This window comes from Dactylosporangium sp. CS-047395, assembly GCF_050942185.1.
Classification (GTDB): domain Bacteria; phylum Actinomycetota; class Actinomycetes; order Mycobacteriales; family Micromonosporaceae; genus Dactylosporangium.
Map to the genome: position 1 here is coordinate 125,829 of NZ_CP192015.1, position 21,047 is coordinate 146,875.

Genomic DNA, 21,047 nt, shown 5'->3' on the forward strand with positions numbered 1-21,047 from the left:
CGGCGGGGCGGTTATCCACAGAAAGAAATCCGGTCTTCCGGAGTGCGTGCGGGCGGGACGAGGCTCGTGGGCATGGCTTCCCGAATGCGCCTGCGCGGTCCCGTCGAACTTCTCTCGGCCATGCCCTACCTGCTGGGCTTCCACCCCACCGACAGCCTGGTCGCCCTCGGCATGCGCGGCAGCGGGCTGCACCTCCAGCTGCGCGGCGACCTGCCCCACGACCACGACGCCGCGGTGGTGCTGGCCGACCACTACGGCCGGCTGTTCCGGCGCAATGGCATAGACGGCGCCCTGCTGGTGGGCTACGGACCACCGGCGCGGGCCGAGCCCTTCCTCGAGGCCGTGCGGGCGGCGATGACGGCCCGCGGCATCACCGTCCTGGACGCGCTGCGAACGCACGAGGGCCGCTTCTGGTCGCTGCTGTGCAAGGTGCCCGGATGCTGCCCGCCGGAGGGCCGCCGGTTCGACCCGTCCACCACGATCATCGCGGCCGAGGCGACCCTCGCGGGGATGGTCGCCCTGCCGTCGCGAGCAGCGGTCGCGGCGTCGTTCAACGGCCCCGTCGGCCCGGCCCTGGTGGCCATCGAAGAGGCCGGCGACCGCGCCAAACTCCGGATGATCAGGCTGGTCACAGACAAAAACCCGGCTCTCGTACGTGCAGCCGCCGTCGCCGCCGGCCGCGCCGCCCTCGACGCCGCCCTCACCCGCTACGAGTCGGGCGGCCGCCTGACCGACGACGAACTCGCGTGGCTGCAGGTCCTGCTCCTGATCGTCGACTTCCGCGACCGCGCGTGGGAACGCTTGGACCGCGACACCCGCAACGGCTCGACGACCGAGGGCCACCTACGGCTCTGGACGGACATGGTGCGCCGATGCGAGCCGGCCGCTTGCGCCCCTTCGGCGGTGCTGCTGTCCTACCTGTCCTGGCGACTCGGGAACGGGCTGCACGCGACGCTGGCGCTGGATCGCGCTTTTGACGCGGACGCGGGGTACTCGGCGGCCGGCCTGATGGCGGAAATCCTGGGGCGGGGGTTGTCGCCGGAGCAGGTACCGCCGATCGGCCGCTCCCGCCGAAGGCGCCGCAAGACTCGCCGGGTATCGGCACGGGCTTTGAGCTTCGCCCACACCGGCACCGCCTCAGCCACGGCCTCGGGCGACCGCTCGGACTCGATCGGCGGTGCGGAAAGCACGGGCGTTGCCGCGAGCGGTTCAGGCAGCTCGGGCAGCGGTTCAGGCAGCTCGGGCAGCGGTTCAAGGGTTGGGCCTCGCTCCCGAATGCGGCCCCGATCCCGGGCGGGCGTCTGTTCGGTGGCGGACGGGGTTGAGTCGTTGGCCGCCGATGGAGTCGAGGGAGCAACCGACGTGGGTTGAGCGGGGCGAGCGCTTCGGACGTGGGCCGGACTGTGCGTGGGCGGACGGGGCCGATGTGGAGGAGCCGTGTGGGCTGACGGGCGCGTCGGCCCACACAGGGTGGCTGCAGATCGAGGGCTGACGCACGGAGGCGGCGGGACGGAGGCGGCGGGACGGAGGCGGCGGCACTGCGGCGGCGGCAGTGCGGCGGCGGCAGTGCGGCGGCGGCGGCGGCGCGGAGGCGGCGGGACGGAGGCGGCGGGACGGAGGCGGCGGGACGGAGGCGGCGGGACGGAGGCGGCGGGACGGAGGCGGCGGGACGGAGGCGGCGGGACGGAGGCGGCGGGACGGAGGCGGCGGGATCGAACGGGTCGAGGTGGGCGGTCATCCAGAGCTTTGCCGAACGCCGCCTCGTGCGCGTCCTGGGTCTCGTGCCCGTCCTTGGGTCTCGTGGTATTGCTCCGCGCCGTCGATGTGGCAGAGGGCGGCGGGCGTGGGGTGATGAGGCGAGGTCGGCTTGCGTGAGGCCGTGGCTGAGGGAGACGGCGCGCGTGGGCTGAGCGGGCGAGGGCTGTTAGCGACGTGAAGGGAGGGGTGGGACGCCGGTTAGGCGGTGGGGGGCGGAGTAGACGTTGAAGGTTGGGCCGCGTAGGAAGCCGACGAGGGTTAGGCCGGCCTCGGTGGCCAGGTCTACGGCGAGGGTGCTGGGGGCGGAGACCGCGGCCAGCAGGGGGAGGCCGGCCATCCAGGCCTTTTGGCAGAGCTCGAAGCTGGCTCGGCCGCTGACCATGAGGAGGTGGTTGGAGAGGGGGAGGCGTTCCTGGCGTACGGCCCAGCCGATGACCTTGTCGACTGCGTTGTGGCGGCCGATGTCCTCTCGCAGGCAGACCAGGTCGCCGTCGGGGGTGAAGAGGCCGGCGGCGTGGAGGCCGCCTGTTGTTTCGAAGGCTCGCTGGTGTTGGCGGAGGGCGTCGGGCAGGGCCGCCAGGACTTCGGGCTCGACCTTCAAGGGGTCGCCGGCCACGTCGAAAGGGGAGCGGGTGCGGACTGCGTCGATGCTTGCCTTGCCGCAGATGCCGCAGGAGGAGGTGGTGTAGAAGTTGCGGGCGGCCTGCTGAGTGGCGGGAGCCGGGATGTGGGGGCTCAGGCGGACGTCCACCACGTTGTACGAGTTGGGTTCCTCGTCGCCGGCGCACAGCTTGGCTGTCACTACGTCTGACGACTGGTGGATTACGCCCTCGGTCAGCAAGAAACCTATGGCCAGGTCCAGGTCGTCGCCTGGGGTGCGCATGGTTACGGCCAGGGCTTCGCCGCCTACGCGGATCTCCAGGGGTTCCTCGGCCGCCAGCGTGTCGGGGGCTATGCGCGCTTCGACGCGAACGGTATCCACCTGGGTCGGGTGCGGGGTGGGGATCAGGGTTGCTACGGCCGTGGTCGGTCGGGGCGAGGTGGGCTGCTCCGCTGTGGGTGCGCCAAGTTCAGCGGCGGACGTGGGGACAGTGGCGAGGGTGGGCTGCTTTGCGGTGGGTGCGCCAGGTTCGGCGCTGGGCATGGCGGGGGTAGCCGAGGTGGCCGAGGAGGCCGGGGTCGCCAGGGGTTGCGAGGGTGGCTGGGCGGCTGGGCGGTCCTGTAGGTGGACGCGGATTATGGTGCGGCGTTGCGTGACGCGGCCCATCTGGCTGCCCCCTTGGTGGAGCGGTGGTGGCGTTTCCCGTTCTCATCCGACGGTAAGTTCTCGTTGTGCTTGAGGGCCACCTGGGATTGGGGAACGTACGGCTTGCTGCGGTGATTCTTGCGGGCGGGCGGGCCTCTCGGCTTGGGGGGCGGGACAAGCCGATGGTTGCTGTCGGTGGGGTGCCCATGCTGGCGGGGGTTATTGACGCGGTGGCTGAAGTGGGGGCTTCGCCCATTGTTGTTGTCGGGCCCGATCGGGGTGGGCTGCCGTCGGGGATCACGGTGGTGCGGGAGGAGCCGGTCGGGGGAGGGCCTGTGGCTGCGGCCGTTGTGGGGATCGCCGAAGTCGTTCGCCTCGCCGAAAAAAGCGCCGCAGGACACCCCGCAGAACGCGCCTCAGAGCATGCCCGAGAACACCCCGCCGAACGCGCTCCAGACCATGCACCGGAACACACCTCAGAACACACCTCAGAACACGCTGCGGAACACCCCGCCGAACACGTCGTAGAACGCGGTGGAGAACGCGCTGTAGTAGATGAAGAGCTGGGTGTTGTTGCGCTGCTTGCGGCGGATTTGCCGTATTTGTCTGGTCGGGCGATTCGAGTACTCGTGCGTGGGCTCGGGGCGAAAGACGGGGCAGTGTTTGTCGATGGGGAAGGGCGGCGGCAACTGCTCTGCGGGGTCTGGCGGGTCGCGGCCCTTCGGCGTGCCATTGAGCAGTTTGGGGAGCCGAGCGGGGGGTCGCTGAAGCGTCTCATCCAGCATCTCGAGGTCAACGAGGTGCGGTGGGACGGTGCGCGGGCTCCGTATTTTGACTGCGATACCGAAGAAGATCTTGAGAGTGCCGAGAAAGGCGAGAGCGGTAAGAAGGGCGAGAGGGCCGAAAAGGGCGAGAGTGGCAAAGAAGGGGCAGCGCAGTGAGTGAGGACGTGCTTGGAGAGTGGTTGGCTGCGGCGGCGGGGGCGGTGGGGGTTGCGGCGCCCGACGAGGCGGTACGCAAAGCAGTGCTCGACCTTGCCCGCGATGTGGCGCACAACGTGGCTCGGCCGGGGGCGCCGCTCACGGCGTTTCTGCTCGGGGTGGCCGTTGGGCAAGGGGCGGATGTGCAGGCCACCAGTGCCGAGTTGAGTCGGCTGGCCACCCGCGCTGAGTGAGCGATCGACTCTGGATAGGGTGAGGGCGCGGGAGAGGGAGGCGATCATGGCTGGTGAGCCCGGCAATGCGCTGTTCGACGACGAGGACCCGGCGGGTGGCAACCTCAAGGAGAAGGTGGCCGAGGCCTGGCGGGAGTTTGCGCGGCAACTGGTGGACGGGCTGCGCGGGCTCGAACCGGGGACCACGCTCGACGTGACGCTCGACCCCACGGCCTCCGGGACCGGGGACGCGGTGTACTCGGTGCAGGTTACCGGTGAAGAGGACGATCAGCTTGCGGCCACGGCCGTGAGTAATGCGGATCTGCCGCCGGCGTATCGGCTCGACCGTACCGTCATCGCGGAAATTGTGGCGCTGGGTTGGTCGCCGCCCGGAGTGGTGGCGGGGGCGGGCGAGTCGTTCGGGCTGCGGGTCGGCAAGGGCGAGGCGCAGCAGCTGAGCCGGCTGATCACGCGCACGCTGCGGGACAGCTATGGGGCGCCGCACCCGGCCTTCCTGACGTACTTGGCGCATGACGCCGAGGGGCGGGTCGCGCCGGTGCCGGCGCTCGGGGTGGCGCGGTCGCTCGCCTCGATCGCGGACGCGGACGGCGACGGGGTCGTCGACGTGGTCCGGCCGGGCGCGGGGAGTCTCGCCGAGCTCTCCGAGCAGACCGAGGACCTGCCGCTGTACGACAAGGTGACCACAGTCGTCGCGAAGCTCATGAAGACCACGCCCGAGGAGTTGCCGATCGATCCCGATGGGGACATCGGCATCCGGTCGGGGTCGGCGATGGTGTTCGTGCGGGTGCGTGACAACCCGCCGCTGGTCGACGTGTTCTCGCCGATCCTGACCGAGGTGGAGCCGACCGAGCGGCTCTACGTGAAGCTCTCCGAGCTGACCAACCGCATGCCGATCGGCCGCCTGTACTGCACGAACGACACCGTGTGGGCCAGCGTTCCGGTGTTCGGGCGCGACTTCCAGGCCACCCACCTCATGCTCGCCGTGCAGGTGATGACCGGGCTCGCGGACGAGCTGGACGACCGGCTGCACGGCGAGTTCGGCGGCAAGCGCTTCTTCGGCGAGGGCGACAAGCCGAAGCAGACGCAGGCCATCGCCGGCGAGAGCGAACGAACGGGCATGTACCTGTAGGCCCTGTCCTGCCGATCATGCCGGCCTGCGACGGGCCCAGATTCCGCCTGCGCACCCGCCGCGAAGGCCGGGTTACAACCCCGGTAACCAGGCCTCCACGGCGCGCACGCAGACGAAATCTGGACTCCGTCTCGGCTCGACATGATCGGCAGGACAGGGCCTAGTCGAGTTGGATCCAGGCCTGTTGGGCGAGCGTCGTGAGGTCGTTCGCCTGCAGGCCGTGGTTGGAGACGGTCCACAGCGTGCCGCCGATCACCAGCGATCTGGTGATGTAGCTGTACTGGCCGGGGTGCACGATCGACCCCGCCTTCGTGACCTGGTTGTCGTGGATCGTCAGCACCAGGGCGCTCGGCTGGCGACCGTTTGTGGGCAGTACCAGCGAACCCGTCGCGGGCCAGAAGAGGAAGGCGTGCGGGTCGAATTCGGCCTCCGAGCCGGTGCCGGGGACCTGGAACTGGGCCAGCCGGGCCGGCGCGGAGAGATCGCGCACGTCGAACAGTGAGACCTGCAGGCCCTGCACCCGGCCCTGCTGGGTGGCCTCCTGGCCGACGCCGAGCAGCCGGCCGTCGCCCGCCGGGTGCAGGTACGCCGAGTAGCCGGTGATCTTGAGTTCGCCCAGTACGCGCGGGGCGGCGGGGTTGCTCAGGTCGAGCGTGTACAGCGGGTCGGTCTGCTTGAAGGTGACGACATACCCCGTGCTGCCGATGAAGCGCACCGAGTAGATCCGCTCGCCCTTGCCCAGGCCGCCGACCTTGCCGGCCTCGGTGAGCGTGCCGCCGCGCTGTTCGAGCACGTAGACGGTCGAGGCCTCGTTCGTCGTCGTCGCCACCCGCAGGCGGCCGTCCCACTCGGACAGCGCGTACTGGTTGATCAGCCAGCCCGGGACCTCGCCGGCCGCGACGTACTTCGGCTTGGCGGTGCCCGCGATCGTGAACTTGAACAGCTGGGTCTTCGGGTCCGGCGCCGGGCCGGCCCGCTTGACCAGCACGCCGGGGCCGGAGCGCCAGCGCTGGTCGTTCGCGACGTACAGGCTGGGGCCGTTGGCGTAGACGGTGCCGCCGTCGGCCGCGACCGTCGCCGGGTCCCCGGTGCCGAGGCCGGCCGCGCCGAGATCGAAGCTGGTCACGGTCAACAGCGACGTTCCCGAATACGTTTCCGGCAGTTGTACCGCACCGCAGCCGACCTGCCCGTCGGTCTTGCCGCCGGCGGCGTCGATCGAGGTGTACCGGGGCAGCCAGGCCTCCACCGGCGCGGCCGCGATCACGGCCCGGTTGGCCGCCACCCGCTCGTCGTCGCTCTTGCTCTGCCGGCCCTTGACCGAGTCGGGGAACTCGATGCGCGGCGCGGAGCGGATTACCACCCGGGCCACGTTGCCGATCTGGCGGGCGTCGACGAAGGCGCCGTCGATGCGGTACGAGCCAAGGATCTTCGGGGTTCCGGCGAGGTCGACGAGGGTCAGCAGCACCCCGCCGGACCGCGGGTCGGAGTAGTCGTAGCCGATCACGAGCGCGCGGTCGCTCGACAGCAGCAGCTGGCTGGCTCCGACGGCCGCCTTGTCGACGGCACTGGCGTCGCCGAGCGGGAGGGTGGCGCTGACCTTGCGGGTGGCGGCGTCGATCACGATCAGCTTGCCGACGGTGAGGGTGACGATCCGCTTGCCGTCAGACTTGACGAAGTCAGGTTCGTCGACGCCGGCCTCGTGCGTATTGGTGCCCGAGAAGTCGGCATCCGCGCCGGGTGCAGCGGCTTTTGCGTCAGGGACGGCCCCGGCGTTGAGCGTGGTCCGAATCCCGCCCGGAAGATTGCCGAACCCCCACGGGCCGACGGCCTCCGCGGCGGCCGTGCGCAGGCCCTTGACCAGCTCCCCGCAGTCGTCGTAAGCGACCAGTTTGAGCGCGGGCGGAGATGATGGCACCGAGATTTCCGACAAATCGGACTCGACGGTACATCCAGCAAGAGCCAGGCAAATGGCGCTCAGCACAAGAGCGGCGCGTCTCATGGCTCTACGACGACGCCGGCCCGCCCCCGGTTCCCGGGTCCGCCGCGATTCGTGGTGCGAGCGTCTCCACCAGCCGCGACAGCACGATCATGCTCCGCGTCGAGGTCACGAACGGCTCGGCCCGCAGCTTCTCCAGCGCCTCCTCGAGTCCGGCCATGTCCATCGCGCGCAAATGGACGAGCGCGTCCGCCTCACCCGAGATGGTGTACGCCCCGACGACCGCCGGATGCCGCTGGGCCGCCGCCTTGAGCTGTGCCGGCGAGGTGCGCCCGGTGCAGAAGAGCTCGACGAACGCCTCGGTGGTCCAGCCGACCGCGCCCGGGTCGATCATGGCCGTATAGCCGCGGATCACTCCGCTGGATCGGAGCCGGTCGACGCGGCGTTTGACCGCCGGGGCGGACAGCGCCACCCGGTCGCCGATGTCGGCATACGATGAGCGGGCGTCCTCCTGCAGCAGTGCAATGATTCGCTGGTCGATCGGGTCGAGACGCAATGAATCCCCTCTCGAAAGCAACTTTTCTCGCTACTTTGTGAAACACGGCGACTCTACCGTTTGATCTCGTGACGCGGTCGTATCTCATGTCGCCACCCGAGCATTTCGTGGTGGAATACGCGATCAATCCCTGGATGGACACCACCGCCCCGGTCGACACCGAGCTGGCCGTGAAGCAGTGGGAGGGCCTGCGCGAGGCGCTGGTCCGCCTGGGCCACGAGGTGCACGTCCTGGCGCCGGAGATCGGCCTGCCGGACATGGTCTACGCGGCCAACGGCGCGTTCTCGGTCGACGGCGTCGTCTACGGCGCGAAGTTCAAGTACCCGCAGCGCAGCGCCGAGGCGGACGCGCACCGGCGGTTCTACGACACGCTCGGCTGGCGGTACGTGATGCCGTCGGAGACCAACGAGGGCGAGGGTGACTTCACCTATCTGCCCGCGGCGTTCGGCGGCCTGGTGCTCGCCGGGCACGGCTTCCGGACCGAGGTCGCCGCGCACGCGGAGGCGCAGGAGGCGCTCGGCCGGCCGGTGGTCTCGCTGCGGCTGGTCGATCCGCGCATGTACCACCTCGACGTGGCGCTGCAGCCGCTCGACGACGCCAACGTCGTGTACTACCCGGGGGCCTTCTCCGAGTCGTCGCGGCGGGTGCTCGCCCAGCTCTTCCCGGACGCGGTGGTGGCGACCGAGGAGGACGCGCTCGCGTTCGGCCTCAACCTCGTCTCCGACGGGCGCAACGTGGTGCTCAACAGCGAGGCCACGGGCCTGGCGGCGCGGCTGCGCGAGGCCGGGTACGTCCCCGTCCCGGTCGAGCTGAGCGAGCTCAAGAAGGGCGGCGGCAGCGTGAAGTGCTGCATCGCCGAACTGCGGGCCTGAAGCCCGGCTTCCCAACAAAGTAAGCCGGGCTCCAGCGTTACGGTGCGCCGGGCGGGGGTGCGTTCGTCATCAGACCCGGCGGGTTGGTTGGCGTGTCGGGCGAGGGCTGCTCGCTGGGCGCCTCGCCCCGCAGCACGACCCACTTCGCGGTCCACGCGCTCCCGGTCGCCGAGCCGGCCGTGCCCGCGACGGTCACCTGCATGCCGGGCTGAATGCCGTTGGCCTGCTGGTTGTGCCGCTTGTCGTACACCTTCAGGTCCGCCGGCAGCTGCCAGGAGCGCGTGAAGCCGTCCGACGAGCGGACCGTCGCCGTCGTCCGGGTCACCGTCGTCGCCTCGCCGTTCTGCAGGGCGACGCGGACCGGCCCGTCCTTCGTCTCCACCGTCCCCTCGCCGTGCAGCACGCCCTTGAGCATGTCGTGGTGCTGCCCGTGCTTGGGCGGACCGGCCGAGCCGGGTGCGCTGGGCTCCGGCGTGGGCTGCGCCGTCGCGGCCGCCGGTGGCAGGGTGCCGATCACGGTCAGCACCGCCGCACTGCAGAGCAGGCCTATCCGCGAGCGTTTCATCGGGGTACCTCCTCGGAGTCTGGCCGAGAGGGTTGGCTACCTCGGATCCCGCGCCGCAAACCTGACATATGGGGTGCCGAGCGTGCGGAACCCGTCGCCGGGGCGCTCGTGGCCGTCCGTCGAGTGGCCGAGGGCGTCGGCCGGGTCCTGGCACATGAGCACGTGCGAGGCCTGCGCCCCCAGCGCCGCGATGGGCCAGAACAGCAGGTGGACGAGCAGCCCCAGGATCTTGATGGCGATCACGTCGCCGACGCGGTGGCCGGTGTACTCGTGGCGGTACCAGCTGAGCACGAGCTGCCGGTAGCGCTGCCGGGCGACGTCGGCGCCGTCACGGTCGACGACCGGACCGTGTTCGTAGCCGACCCCGCGCACGATCACCGTGATGGCCCGCAGGTTGAGCAGCCGGCGCACCGGCACCGACAGGACGGTGACCACGCCGCCGAGCCACCAGCCGGGCTGGTCCAGCCGGGTCAGCAGCAGGAACAGCACCATGTGCAGCACCGCGAGCGGCACCCCGACCCAGCGCAGCGCGACGCCCTGCGTGAAGATCCCGACCGGATCGGTGCCGACCCGCCGCAGCCGCTGCCAGAAGAGCACCTGGACCAGCAGGATGCCGAGCGACGCGCCGGCGCCGCTGAGCCCGAGGACCACCCACCAGGTGTGCATAGACCGCCATCATGACACGGACCGCAACGGGAAGGTGACCGTGAATTTCGCGCCGCCCTCGGGCGCGTGTCCGGCGTCGATGTGCGCACCGAGCCGGTGCGAGAGCTTGGCCGCCAGGGCCAGCCCGAGCCCGCTGCCGACCTTTCGCACGCCCTGATACCGCCGCGACAGGGCGCCCCGCTCGAACGCCACCGCGAGGTCCTCGTCCGTGAAGCCGGGGCCGCCGTCCCGCACCTCGATCCGGGCGGCCGACGCTGCGGGGTGCAAAGCCAAAACCAGAGGAGCCTGCTCCGGTACTACCCGAAGAGCGTTCTCCAGCAGCCCGTCCAGGATCTGCCGGATCCGCCCGGGGTCGGTGCGCACCGGCACCGCGAAGGGCGGCAGCTCGGTGCGCAGGACCAGCCCGGCCGCGGCGACCCGCCCGCCCCACGCCTCGGCGGTGGTGGCCAGCAGCTGCGTGAGGTCCACGTCGACCACCTCGATCGGCAGGTCGGCCGCCTCCAGCCGGGCCAGCACGAGCAGGTCGGCGATCAGCCGGTCGAGCCGCTCGGCCTCGTCGAGCACGGTCTGCCCGGCCCGCTGGGCGCCCTCCTCGCCGACCACCCCGTCGGCCAGCGCCTCGGCGTACCCGCGGATCGTCGTCAGCGGCGTGCGCAGCTCGTGCGAGACGGACAGCAGGAACTCCCGCTCCCGCCCCTCGCTGGTGGCCAGCGCGGCGGTGAGCCCGTTCACCGCGTGCGCGAGCTCGGCGACCTCGGCCGGCCCGTCGGGCGCGATCCGCACCGAACGGTCCCCGGCACTCAACCGCTTCGCCGCCGCCGCCACGGTGCGGATCGGCCGCGAGATGCGCCGCGCCAGCAGCGGCCCGGCGACCAGCCCGGCCGCGAGCCCGGCCAGCAGCGCGATCCACAGCTGCCCGGCGAAGCGCGCCAGCGCCCCGCCCGGCGGCTGCTCGGCCAGCACGACCCCGTTGCCGTCCTTGCCGATGGCCCGCCCGGCCACGAGCCGGATCCGCCCGCCGACCATCGCCCGCCGCACGTCGACGTTCTGGCCGGACGCGATCAGCTTGACCACGCCGGGGGGCAGGCCCTCGCGGTCGGGTTTTCCGGCGCGGATGAGGTACACCTCGATGCCCTGATCCGCCAGGCGCTTGGCGACATTCGCCTCGTCGGCGGGGTTGCGCGGGGTGTTGGTGAACCGCGGCCGCATCAGCTCGGCGGTGAGTTTGGTGTCGTCCGCCAGCCGCTCCCGGGCCGCCTTGTTGGCCTGGGTGGCGGTCAGCGGGATGCCGACGGCCGCGGTGACGAGCACCGACATCACCGCCACGACACAGGTGACGAGCGCGGTGCGGGCGGCGAGGCTCTTAAGCATCGGCGGTGTACCCGACGCCGCGGACGGTCCGGATCACGGAGGCCGCCTCGCCGAGCTTGCCGCGGACCTGGGCGACGTGGACGTCGACGGTGCGGGTGCCGCTGTGCGCGGCGTACCCCCAGACCGACCCCAGCAGCTCCTCGCGCGTGAACACCCGTCCCGGCCGCCCCATGAGGTGCGCCAGCAGGGAGAACTCGGTGGACGTGAGGGTCACCGGGGCGCCGTCGACGCGGCACTCCCGGCGCGCCGGGTCGATGCTGATCGGCCCGACGGTGCGCACCTGCTCGACGTCCGGCGGCCCCTGCGTGCGGCGCAGCACGGCCTTCACGCGCGAGACCAGTTCCCGCGGGCTGAACGGCTTGGTGATGTAGTCGTCCCCGCCGAGCTCCAGCCCGAGGATGCGATCGACCTCGTCGTCGCGCGCGGTCAGGAACAGCACCGGGGTCCAGTCCCCGGCCTCCCGCAGCCGCCGGCAGATCTCGGTGCCGTCCATGCCGGGCAGCGCGATGTCGAGCACACAGGCCACCGGCCGAAGTTTCCGCGCGGCCGCGAGCCCACCGGGCCCGTCGTGCTCGACGTGCACCCCGAACCCCTCGCGGGCGAGGTACATCCGCAACAGGTCGGCGATCGGCTTCTCGTCCTCGACCACGACCACGAGGCCCTTGCCCTGATCCACCGCACCATTCTGCCGGTTCGGGCGCTCCCGCACTGTTCGAGAGATGTTTGGGAACGGCCCATATCGGCTATGAGTCAGGGCGATCGGCCCACTCATCGCGGCAGCCAGCGCCCGCTTTGAGTCGGGCCGATCCGCTGTCCTCGCATCGAGGTGCGTCCGTCCTCGCATCGAGGTGCGTCCGTCATCGCATCGAGGTGCGTCTGTCCTCGCATTGAGGTGCGTCGAACGATAAGTCGGGCGCTGGCGCGCCGCGACTTATCGGACTTATACCCTGCCGGGCGACAGTGCGGTTTTGCGGTGATTCTCGGCCGCCGAGGGCCCTACGGCGGGTGGATCAGGCGAGGCGGAGTTCGGCGCGCGGCTTGGCCGTCGCGGTCGCCGGGGCCTTGGCGGTCGCGGCGCGGGCGGGCTCGATGACGCCCAGCGGCGTGCGGAACGCCTGCTTCAGAGCCTCGTCCAGGCGCCACATCTCGGCCTTCGAGCCGAGGCGGATCCAGAAGTTCTCGCGTACCCCGTCGATGGCCGTCACGCCGAGCTGGATGCCGGTGCGGGCGGGCTCCGGGGTCCAGGCGACGTCGGCCAGCTGGTGGAGGTCGGCGTTGAGGTGGAGGGAGACGCGGCGCAGTACCGCGGACTCGCTCGTCACCACGAGGCGGTTGCGGGTCAGCATCAGCACGTTGCGGCGGCCGCGGGCGGTGGTGCAGCGCGCGATCACGGCGACCGCGTCACGGTCCCCGGCGCAGTGGCGCAGCACCTGGACGTGGCGCGCGACGGTGCCGGCCGGCAGCTTGGCCAGCGCGGTGGCCGGGAGGAACGTCCGAGAGAAGGTGTCCAGCGCTTCCATACCTGGCGCAACGACCAGCCATCGGCACCGACACGCGAAATGAGCGCCGATCTCGCGGCCACGGCGTCCGGACACTCCCACGATGTCCGGAACAGCCGTTTGTGGCCGCGAGATCGGCGCACAGCGGGTGCGACGCCGACGCACCCTTGAACAGAGCCCGTTGAACCCGCTCGGCCGGAAGCCGGGCGCAGTGACCCGGCGACGCGAACATCGCCGGGTCCGGCGACCGGCCGAGCGGGTGGTCAGGACGCGGCCGGGGCCGGCTTGAGCGGCGCGCAGGCCTGCACGGCCGCCGCGACCTTCGGGTCCGAGGTGTCGAGCTGGTCGACCGGGCCGGTGACGGTCACGTTGTGCTCGGACAGGCAGTTGCGGTACGCCGCGTCCCGTCCGTTGCCACCGTTGCCGCCGCCGCGGTTGCCGAAGTTGCCGCCGCTGGGGAAGGCGGTCGGGCGCAGCGACTCGCACGCCTTCTGGGCCTTCTCCCACGTCTGCTGGTCCACGCCGTTCGGGGCCGCGGTGCCGCCGAAGAAGCCACCGCCGCCGCCGTTGCGGAAGCCGCCGCTGCCGGACGGGCGCGGCTCGCCGGAGGGGCGGACCTGGCCGGACGGGCGCGCGGTCGGCATCCCCGACGGGCGCGCGGTCGGCCGGTTGGACGCGTTGAACTGCGGGAGGTCGACGCCGTTGTTGCGCAGGCACGTCTGGTAGTCCGTGCCCCCCGACGCGCCCGCGGCGGCCGGTGCCGTGTCGTCGGAGGAGCCGCAGGCGGCGGCGAAGAACGCCACCGCGGCGAGCGCCAGAGCGGCGCCGCCGATCCGCTTGTTCATCACCCGTGTGATGGAACGTGCCCAAGCTCGGTACGAAGTCGACCGAACCTCAAAGTTCCCTCATAGCGGCTCTCCCAGCCAACTTTGAGGTCGGCCCGAGCTGTCCGGGAGGAGAACCGGCTGAACTACGTTCCCATGAAGGTCTGGTGGCTGGCCGGAGGGGTCGCCGTGCTCGCGGCCGCGGCCGTGACGACCGTCGTGCTCACGGGTCACGACGAGAAGGCTCCGGTGCAGGTCAGCACCGCGAAGGTGGCCCGCGGGGCGGTAAGCAGCACGGTGTCCGCGGCGGGCACGGTGCAGGCCCAGGCCACCCGCAGCCTCGGCTTCACCACCAGCGGCACGCTCACCGAGCTCAACGTCAAGGCCGGCGACACGGTGGCCGAGGGTGCGGTCCTGGCGAAGATCGACCCGTCGTCGGCCCAGGACGCGGTCGACCAGGCCTCCGAGAGCGTCTCCAACGCCCAGGACTCGCTGGACAAGGCCGAGACCGCGCACGACACGGCGCTGGCCTTGCCGACGTCCAACCCCACGACCGCTGCAGCTATCCCGTCGAGCTCAGCTAGAGCAGGCGGACAAACTGGACAAAATGCGCAAAATACCAATCAAAACGCCGCGCAGACCCGCGCCAACCAGGTGCAGCAGACCAGCGACAACCTGATGAGCGCCCAGCAGCGGCTCAACAACGCCAAGCTCAGCCTCACACAGGCCCAGACCAAGCTGGCCGGCACGGTGATCACCGCTCCAGTCGGCGGCAAGATCCTCGCCGTCAGCGGCTCGGTCGGCAGCCAGTCCGGCTCGAACGTCATCACGCTCGCCGGCACCGGCGACGCCGTCGTCAAGGCCCAGTTCACCGAGGCCGAGGTGGCCGCGCTCAAGGTCGGGCAGACCGCGACCATCACGCTGCCGGACAACGCCGCCGAGAAGTTCCCCGGCAAGGTGCTGCAGATCGACCCGGCCGGCACGGTGTCGAACCGCCTGGTGCGGTACGCCGCCCTGATCTCCTTCGACAAGGTGCCCGACACCCTGCTGTACGGGCAGAGCGCTACTGTCGCTGTAGTCACCGCGTCCGTGGACGACGTCCTGTCCGTTCCCTCGACCGCCGTGCACGACGGGTTCGTCACCGTCCGCGTCAACGGCAAGGACGAGCGGCGGGCCGTCGAGACGGGGCTGCGCGGCGACGTCAACACCGAGATCAAGAGCGGACTTGCCCAAGGCGACGAGATCCTGACGGCGGGTCAGTGACGATGGAGCCGATGCCGATCAGCGCCGTGCAGGCGACCGAACGCCAGCCCAAGGTCCTCGTGGTCGACGACGAGGCGAGCATCCGCGCCCTGCTGTCGGCCACCTTGCGACTGACCGGGTTCGAGGTGCGCGTGGCCTCCGGCGGCAACGAGGCCCTGGCCACCGCCGCGGAGTACGCGCCGGATCTGGTCGTCCTCGACGTCATGATGCCGGACCTGGACGGCTTCGAGGTCGCCCAGCGGCTGCGCACCAGCGGCCGGCCGGTCCCGGTGCTGTTCCTGACCGCGCGCGACTCGGTCGAGGACCGCATCTCCGGGCTGACCGTCGGGGCCGACGACTACGTGGCCAAGCCGTTCAGCCTCGAGGAGGTCGTGCTGCGGATCCGCGCGATCCTGCGCCGCAGCCTGGGCGAGCAGCAGCAGCTCGTCGACGGCGGCGTCCTGCGCTACGCCGACCTGGAGATGGACGAGGACGCCCACGAGGTGCGCCGGGGCGGCAACCGCGTCGACCTGTCCCCGACCGAGTTCAATCTTCTCCGGTACTTGTTGACGAACGCGGGTCGCGTGGTGTCCAAGGCGCAGATCCTGGACCGCGTCTGGAACTACGACTTCGGCGGCGACGGACGCATCGTGGAGAGCTACGTCTACTACCTGCGCCGCAAGATCGACAAGTGGGATCCGCCGCTGATCCACACCGTGCGCGGCGTCGGGTACGCGCTGAGACTGCCGAGAACCGAGGCGTGAACCTGCGGCCGTGGCGGCACTGGACGGTCCGGACCCGGATCGTCGTCTCGGTCGTGTCCATCGCCGCGGTCGCCCTGATCACCGCGAACGTGATCGGGGTGCTGTTCCTCAACTGGTACCTCATGGAGCGCGTCGACCAGCAGCTCATGCAGCCACCGCGGGGGCGTGTGCCGAGCTCTACGACGCCGAGCAAGCGCCCCGAGGGCCAGTTCTCGCCCGGCCCGGACTTCCAGATCTACCGTTTCGACGCGACCGGCAAGCCCGAGACCACCAGCGAGGCGCCGCTCGTCGACCCCAAGCTCTTCGGCGACATCCTGGCGCGGGCCGCGGACGGGCAGCCGTTCACCGTGGACGGGCCCGATGCGCAGTGGCGGGTCCGCGTCTTCCCGATGTGGAACAGCGCGACGGGCTACGGGGCGTTCGCGATCTCGCTGCACGATGTGGCGGCTACGCGCGATCAGATGGTGCAGTACACCTCGGGAGTCAGTCTTTTTCTGCTCGTGCTGACCGGCGTGGCGACGGCGGCCCTGGTGCGGGTCGGCCTGGCCCCGCTGACGCGCATGGAGGAGGCGGCGGCCGACATCGCCGGCGGCAACCTGTCGCGGCGCATCGACGACGCCGACCCGCACACCGAGTCGGGCCGGCTGGGCATCGCGCTCAACACGATGATGACCCGGATCGAGGGCGCGGTCGACGAGAGTGCGGCCTCCGAGCGGCGGCTGCGGCAGTTCCTGGCCGACGCCGCGCACGAGCTGCGCACGCCGCTGACCAGCGTGCAGGGCTTCGCCGAGCTGTACCGTCGCGGCGGCGCCCCGCCCGGCCCGGCCCTCGACGAGGCGATGGAGTGCATCGAGCTCGAGGTCGGCCGGATGCGCCTGCTGGTCAACGACCTGCTCACGCTGGCCCGCCTCGACGAGGAGCGCCCGCTGCAGCAGCACCCGGTCGACCTGCTCGCCGTCGCCGCCGACACGGTCCGCGACGCGCACGTGCGGGTGCCGACCCGGTTCGTGCAGCTCGCCGCGCTGGACGAGCGCTCGGCCACGTTCGAGCCGATCACGGTGGAGGGCGACGAGGCCCGGCTGCGGCAGGTGATCGCCAACCTGGTCAGCAACGCGCTGCAGCACACGACCGAGGACACCCGTATCGTGGTCCGGGTCGGGCGGGCCGAGCCGCCGAAGATGCTGCCGATCGCCACGGTCGGCGCCGCGCTGCCCGAGGGGACGGCGCTGGGCTGCATCGAAGTCAGCGACACGGGCCCGGGGATGAAGCCGGAGGACGCGGCCCGCGTGTTCGAGCGGTTGTACCGCGCCGAGGGTTCCCGCTCCCGCCGGACCGGCGGCGCCGGGCTCGGCCTGTCGATCGTCGCCTCGATCGTGCAGGCGCACGGGGGCCGTGTGGAGCTGTGGACCGCGCCGGGTCAGGGTGCGACGTTCCGGGTCCTGCTGCCGGCTCTCGATCTTCCCGACGATTTCGCCGACATCGACTTGGACGAATCATCGGAAATGCCTGCAACTGGATTCCGAGGTAACTCCGAGGTTCGCTGAGGTTTGCTCCGAGCGATTGCAACCACGATTCCCCTCATGCGTTTGTCGCTGCCTTCCTTGGGCAAGCCACGGCTCAACTCCGTGACCCTCGTGAACTCCGTGCTCGTGCTCGCCGCGGTGGGCGGGGCGTTCTGGGCGTACCAGATCGTCAGCGGCCCGGCCGCGAGCGCCGACACGGGGCAGAGCACCACACGGACCCGGCTCGTGGCGGTCACCCAGGGCACGGTCTCCCAGACGGTCTCCGCGACCGGCTCGGTGGCCAGTGCCGCCACCGCGAACGCCAACTTCACCACCTCGGGCACGGTCACCGAGGTCGACGTGAAGGTCGGCGACGTGGTCACCAAGGGCCAGACGCTGGCCAAGGTCGACCCGACCGCGGCCCAGGCCTCGCTGGACACCGCGAAGGCGAACCTGACCGCGGCCAAGGCGGCGCTGACCCGTGACGAGAACAACGACGCGGACGACGCCACCATCGCGTCGGCCGAGGCGCAGGTGGCGACCGCGCAGGCCAACGTGACGTCGGCGCAAGCCACGGTCAACGGGACGGTGCTCACCGCCCCGATCGCCGGGACGGTCACCGCGGTCAGTGGCGCGGTGGGGTCTTCTTCTTCTTCTTCTTCCTCCTCCTCCAATAGCGGCGGCGGTGGCACTGGCACTGGCACCACCTCGTCAGCGTCTTCGTCCAGCGGCTTCGTACAACTGGCGGATCTTTCGAAGCTGCAGGTGAACGCCAGCTTCGCCGAGGCCGACGCGACCAAGCTCAAGGCCGGTCAGACCGCCAACATCACCTGGAGCGCGCTGTCCGGCACGCGGGCCACGGGCAAGGTCGCGACCATCTCGCCGACCGCCACGACCACCAACAACGTGAACTCCTACGCGGTCGCGATCTCGCTCGACTCGCTGCCCGAGGGGGTCCGGCTGGGGCAGAGCACGACCGCGGTGGTCACGATCGCCGAGGCCCAGAACGCGCTGCGCATCCCGAGCACGGCCCTGCGCACGGCCGGCGGCCAGCGCACGGTGCAGGTCTCGGTGAATGGCGCGACCGAGGAGCGCCAGGTCGAGGTGGGCATCACCGGCGGCGGCTTCGTCGAGGTCAAGTCCGGCCTGCAGGCCGGCGAGCAGGTCGTGGTCACCACGACGACGTCCAACTCGACCACCGGAACCAACAATCAGCAGCAGTTCCCGGGCGGCTTCACGGGCGGCGGCGGTGGGAACTTCGGCGGTGGCGGTGGCGGTGGCGGTGGGTTCCAGCGTGGGGGGAACTGACGTGACGCTCACTGTCGCCACCAAACCCGTCCTCGACATCCAGGACGTCAAGAAGATCTACGGGCAGGGCGAGACCGAGGTGCACGCGCTGCGGGGCGTGTCGCTGACCGTCGAGCGCGGCGACTACATCGCGATCATGGGCTCGTCGGGGTCCGGCAAGTCGACGCTCATGAACATCCTGGGCTGTCTCGACATTCCGACGACGGGGCAGTACCTGCTCGACGGGGTCGACGTCAGCCGGCTCAACGACCGCCAGCTCGCCCTGGTGCGCAATCGGCGGATCGGCTTCGTGTTCCAGTCGTTCAACCTGATCGCCCGGACGACGGCGCTGGCCAACGTGGAGCTGCCGCTCGCGTACGCCGGGGTCAAGTCGGCCGAGCGCCGCCGCCGCGCCCGCGCCGCCCTGGCCATGGTCGGCCTGGCCGATCGCGAGGACCACGAGCCCAACCAGCTCTCCGGCGGCCAGCAGCAGCGCGTCGCGGTGGCCCGGGCCCTGGTCACGGCGCCGGCCCTGGTGCTCGCCGACGAGCCGACGGGCAACCTCGACACCCAGTCCACCAACGACGTGCTCGGCGTCTTCGACCGGCTCAACCGGTCGGGCCGCACCATCGTGCTGATCACTCACGAGCCGGACGTCGCCGAGCACGCCAAGCGGCTGATCCGGCTGGTCGACGGACGCATCGTCCAGGATGTGCGGCAGAAGTGAACATCTTCGAGACCATCCGCTTCGCGCTGCGCGCGATCACCGCCAACAAGCTGCGCTCCAGCCTCACCGTGCTGGGCATCCTGATCGGCGTCGCGGCGGTCATCCTGCTCGTGGCGGTCGGCAACGGCTCGGCGCAGGCGGTGCAGAACCAGATCGAGTCGCTGGGCACCAACACGCTCACCGTGACGGCCGGGGCCGGCGGCGGCGCGCGCGGGGCGGCCTCGACCCAGAACACCGCGCTGAACATGGATCTCGTACCGGCCCTGGAGAACAAGGACGACGCCCCGCACGTCAAGAGCGTCTCGCCGGTGGTGAGCGGCTCGCAGGCGGCGACCTACGAGGGCACGGACCACACCATCACGCAGTTCGTGGGTACGTATCCCGGCTACGTGGCCGCGTCGAACTTCAAGCTCGCCAAGGGCGCCCTCTTCACCGACGACGACGTCAAGGACTCGCGCAAGGTGGTCGTGCTCGGCTCGACCGTCGCCGAGGAGCTCTTCGGCACCGTCGACCCGCTCTCCAAGCAGATCACCGTGTCCGGCAAGCTCTTCACGGTCATCGGGGTGCTCGCGGCGAAGGGCGGCAGCGGCTTCAACGACCCGAACGACGTGGCCATGGCGCCGGTGAGCGCGGTGCAGGAGTCGCTGACCGGGTACGGCTCGCTCAACCAACTCCTCGTGCAGGCGACCTCGCCGGACGCGGTGAGCGACGCGCAGTCCGAGATCACCGCGATCCTCAACGAGAAGCTGAACGTGGGCGGGACGTCGTCGACTTCGGCGTACCGAATCCTGAACCAATCGCAGCTGCTGGAGACCCGGGCCAACACGGCCGAGACCTTCACCCTGCTCCTCGGCGCGGTGGCCGGCATCAGCCTGCTCGTCGGCGGCATCGGCATCACCAACATCATGATGGTGACGGTCACCGAGCGGACCCGCGAAATCGGCATCCGCAAGGCGCTGGGCGCACCCAAGCGCACCATCCTCACGCAGTTCCTGGTCGAGGCGACGGTGCTGTCGCTCATCGGCGGCCTGCTCGGCGTGGCCGCCGCGGTGATCGGCAGCCAGTTCACCATCGTGAGCATCAAGCCGGTCATCGTGCCCAGCTCGGTCGCGCTCGCCCTGGGCTTCTCGGTGGCGATCGGCCTGTTCTTCGGCAGTTACCCGGCCTCGCGGGCGGCCGGTCTGCGGCCCATTGAGGCACTTCGGTACGAGTAGGTCCGCTTTCCCGCGCGGGTCGGTCCCGGTTGCGGTGCCAAACCCCCCGCGGGCATCGCAACCTGGTCCCATCCGCACGGCTCTTCCTGATTAGGAGTTATTCGTGAGTCACGCCGCTTCGCCGTTTCGCCGTCCGGATGCTTCGCCGTACGACCGCCCTTCCGCTGACGACACTGAGGTTCTTCCGCTGGTCGAGGATGAGCCCGATCTGTTGGCGGAGCCGCCGTTGGACGACGACTTGAACGAGCGCATCGCCAAGGCTGCGCCGCGCCGCTTGGCCAACCGGGCCACGTATGCGCTGGCCGGTGTGGCTTTGCTGGTGGTCGGCTTCGTGGGTGGCGCCCAGGTGCAGAAGAGCTACGGCACCGCGCCCGCCGCTTCAGGCCCCGCTGGTGGGGCTAATCCGGCCGCCCTGGCCAGCGCCTTTGCGGGCCGCGGTGGCAACTTCGGCGGCCAGGGGAATGCCGGCACCGGCACGACCTCCCGAGGTGGCGTCACGGGTACGGTGAAGCTGGTGGACGGCACCACGGTGTACGTGGAGACCGCCGACGGCCAGACCGTGATCGTGAAGACCAGCGACAAGACCACGGTCTCCACCCCGGGCGCCCTGAAGGACCTGGCGGCGGGCTCGACGGTCACGGTCCAGGGCCAGTCCGCTGACGGCTCCGTGACAGCAACCTCGATCACGAAGACCAAGTAAGTACCCTCGGGCAGC

General features: G+C 70.7%; 21 protein-coding genes. 12 read left to right on the forward strand and 9 right to left on the reverse strand.

The features are described from left to right. The first annotated feature begins 72 nt into the window (after positions 1 to 72). Positions 73 to 1,371, forward strand: coding sequence for a DUF4192 domain-containing protein (locus ACQP00_RS00595; protein ID WP_433212746.1), 1,299 nt, complete (start codon positions 73 to 75; stop codon positions 1,369 to 1,371). A gap of 553 nt (positions 1,372 to 1,924) precedes the next feature. Here the strand turns inward: ACQP00_RS00595 and fdhD are convergent. Next, positions 1,925 to 2,740 (reverse strand): formate dehydrogenase accessory sulfurtransferase FdhD, encoded by an 816-nt coding sequence (fdhD, locus tag ACQP00_RS00600; protein WP_433212749.1) that lies wholly within the window; start codon positions 2,738 to 2,740, stop codon positions 1,925 to 1,927. Between the two features lie 446 nt (positions 2,741 to 3,186). On the opposite strand from fdhD, the gene mobA reads away from it, so the two are divergent. From mobA to ACQP00_RS00615, 3 genes are read left to right on the forward strand one after another with little or no spacing between them, the layout of a single operon-like run. Then, entirely contained in the window at positions 3,187 to 3,945 is a 759-nt protein-coding gene (gene mobA / locus ACQP00_RS00605; protein ID WP_433212752.1) for a molybdenum cofactor guanylyltransferase, read from the forward strand. Next, positions 3,942 to 4,178 carry a DUF6457 domain-containing protein gene (locus tag ACQP00_RS00610; protein WP_433212755.1) on the forward strand — a complete coding sequence of 79 codons (237 nt, stop codon included), beginning with the start codon at positions 3,942 to 3,944 and terminating at the stop codon, positions 4,176 to 4,178. The genes mobA and ACQP00_RS00610 overlap by 4 nt, the downstream gene beginning before the upstream one ends. A gap of 46 nt (positions 4,179 to 4,224) precedes the next feature. Then, entirely contained in the window at positions 4,225 to 5,307 is a 1,083-nt protein-coding gene (locus ACQP00_RS00615) for a T3SS (YopN, CesT) and YbjN peptide-binding chaperone 1 (RefSeq protein WP_433212758.1), read from the forward strand. Positions 5,308 to 5,467: 160 nt separating this feature from the next. On the opposite strand, the gene ACQP00_RS00620 is transcribed toward ACQP00_RS00615, so the two are convergent. Both ACQP00_RS00620 and ACQP00_RS00625 read right to left on the reverse strand, forming a co-directional pair. Further along, positions 5,468 to 7,222 carry a beta-propeller domain-containing protein gene (locus tag ACQP00_RS00620; RefSeq protein ID WP_433212761.1) on the reverse strand — a complete coding sequence of 585 codons (1,755 nt, stop codon included), beginning with the start codon at positions 7,220 to 7,222 and terminating at the stop codon, positions 5,468 to 5,470. A gap of 88 nt (positions 7,223 to 7,310) precedes the next feature. Then, positions 7,311 to 7,799 (reverse strand): Lrp/AsnC family transcriptional regulator, encoded by a 489-nt coding sequence (locus ACQP00_RS00625; RefSeq protein WP_433212764.1) that lies wholly within the window; start codon positions 7,797 to 7,799, stop codon positions 7,311 to 7,313. Between the two features lie 86 nt (positions 7,800 to 7,885). Between ACQP00_RS00625 and ddaH the strand changes: the two genes are divergently transcribed. Next, positions 7,886 to 8,671, forward strand: a complete 786-nt coding sequence (ddaH, locus tag ACQP00_RS00630) for a dimethylargininase (RefSeq protein ID WP_433223596.1) — start codon at positions 7,886 to 7,888, stop codon at positions 8,669 to 8,671. A 37-nt stretch (positions 8,672 to 8,708) separates the two neighbouring features. Here ddaH and ACQP00_RS00635 read toward each other — a convergent pair whose 3' ends face one another. The 6 genes from ACQP00_RS00635 to ACQP00_RS00660 form a co-directional block, all read right to left on the reverse strand. Then, positions 8,709 to 9,236, reverse strand: coding sequence for a hypothetical protein (locus ACQP00_RS00635; protein WP_433212767.1), 528 nt, complete (start codon positions 9,234 to 9,236; stop codon positions 8,709 to 8,711). Positions 9,237 to 9,272: 36 nt separating this feature from the next. Further along, a complete protein-coding gene (locus ACQP00_RS00640; RefSeq protein WP_433212769.1) occupies positions 9,273 to 9,902 on the reverse strand; it encodes a hypothetical protein in 630 nt (209 codons plus the stop codon). Between the two features lie 9 nt (positions 9,903 to 9,911). Next, a complete protein-coding gene (locus ACQP00_RS00645; RefSeq protein WP_433212772.1) occupies positions 9,912 to 11,273 on the reverse strand; it encodes a sensor histidine kinase in 1,362 nt (453 codons plus the stop codon). Next, entirely contained in the window at positions 11,266 to 11,883 is a 618-nt protein-coding gene (locus ACQP00_RS00650; protein ID WP_433223598.1) for a response regulator transcription factor, read from the reverse strand. The genes ACQP00_RS00645 and ACQP00_RS00650 overlap by 8 nt, the downstream gene beginning before the upstream one ends. Positions 11,884 to 12,283: 400 nt before the next feature. After that, the gene (locus ACQP00_RS00655) at positions 12,284 to 12,793 is read right to left on the reverse strand and encodes a hypothetical protein (protein WP_433212775.1); all 510 of its coding nucleotides are present in this window, start codon (positions 12,791 to 12,793) and stop codon (positions 12,284 to 12,286) included. A gap of 242 nt (positions 12,794 to 13,035) precedes the next feature. Next, positions 13,036 to 13,617, reverse strand: a complete 582-nt coding sequence (locus tag ACQP00_RS00660; protein ID WP_433212778.1) for a hypothetical protein — start codon at positions 13,615 to 13,617, stop codon at positions 13,036 to 13,038. A 135-nt stretch (positions 13,618 to 13,752) separates the two neighbouring features. Between ACQP00_RS00660 and ACQP00_RS00665 the strand changes: the two genes are divergently transcribed. The 7 genes from ACQP00_RS00665 to ACQP00_RS00695 all read left to right on the forward strand — a co-directional run bounded on the left by ACQP00_RS00665 (position 13,753) and on the right by ACQP00_RS00695 (position 21,032). Beyond that, positions 13,753 to 14,859: an efflux RND transporter periplasmic adaptor subunit gene (locus ACQP00_RS00665; protein WP_433212781.1), complete on the forward strand. Its 1,107-nt coding sequence runs from the start codon at positions 13,753 to 13,755 to the stop codon at positions 14,857 to 14,859. 11 nt (positions 14,860 to 14,870) lie between these two features. Further along, positions 14,871 to 15,602 (forward strand): response regulator transcription factor, encoded by a 732-nt coding sequence (locus tag ACQP00_RS00670; RefSeq protein WP_433212784.1) that lies wholly within the window; start codon positions 14,871 to 14,873, stop codon positions 15,600 to 15,602. After that, positions 15,599 to 17,146: a sensor histidine kinase gene (locus ACQP00_RS00675; protein ID WP_433212786.1), complete on the forward strand. Its 1,548-nt coding sequence runs from the start codon at positions 15,599 to 15,601 to the stop codon at positions 17,144 to 17,146. Before ACQP00_RS00670 ends, ACQP00_RS00675 begins: the two co-directional genes overlap by 4 nt. A 36-nt stretch (positions 17,147 to 17,182) precedes the next feature. Then, the gene (locus ACQP00_RS00680; RefSeq protein WP_433212789.1) at positions 17,183 to 18,412 is read left to right on the forward strand and encodes an efflux RND transporter periplasmic adaptor subunit; all 1,230 of its coding nucleotides are present in this window, start codon (positions 17,183 to 17,185) and stop codon (positions 18,410 to 18,412) included. A gap of 1 nt (position 18,413) precedes the next feature. Further along, complete coding sequence (locus tag ACQP00_RS00685) at positions 18,414 to 19,118, forward strand: ABC transporter ATP-binding protein (RefSeq protein ID WP_433212792.1); 705 nt, start codon at positions 18,414 to 18,416, stop codon at positions 19,116 to 19,118. Further along, positions 19,115 to 20,332, forward strand: coding sequence for an ABC transporter permease (locus ACQP00_RS00690; protein ID WP_433212795.1), 1,218 nt, complete (start codon positions 19,115 to 19,117; stop codon positions 20,330 to 20,332). Before ACQP00_RS00685 ends, ACQP00_RS00690 begins: the two co-directional genes overlap by 4 nt. Positions 20,333 to 20,435: 103 nt before the next feature. Next, positions 20,436 to 21,032 carry a hypothetical protein gene (locus ACQP00_RS00695; RefSeq protein ID WP_433212798.1) on the forward strand — a complete coding sequence of 199 codons (597 nt, stop codon included), beginning with the start codon at positions 20,436 to 20,438 and terminating at the stop codon, positions 21,030 to 21,032. The last annotated feature ends 15 nt before the right edge of the window (positions 21,033 to 21,047 follow it).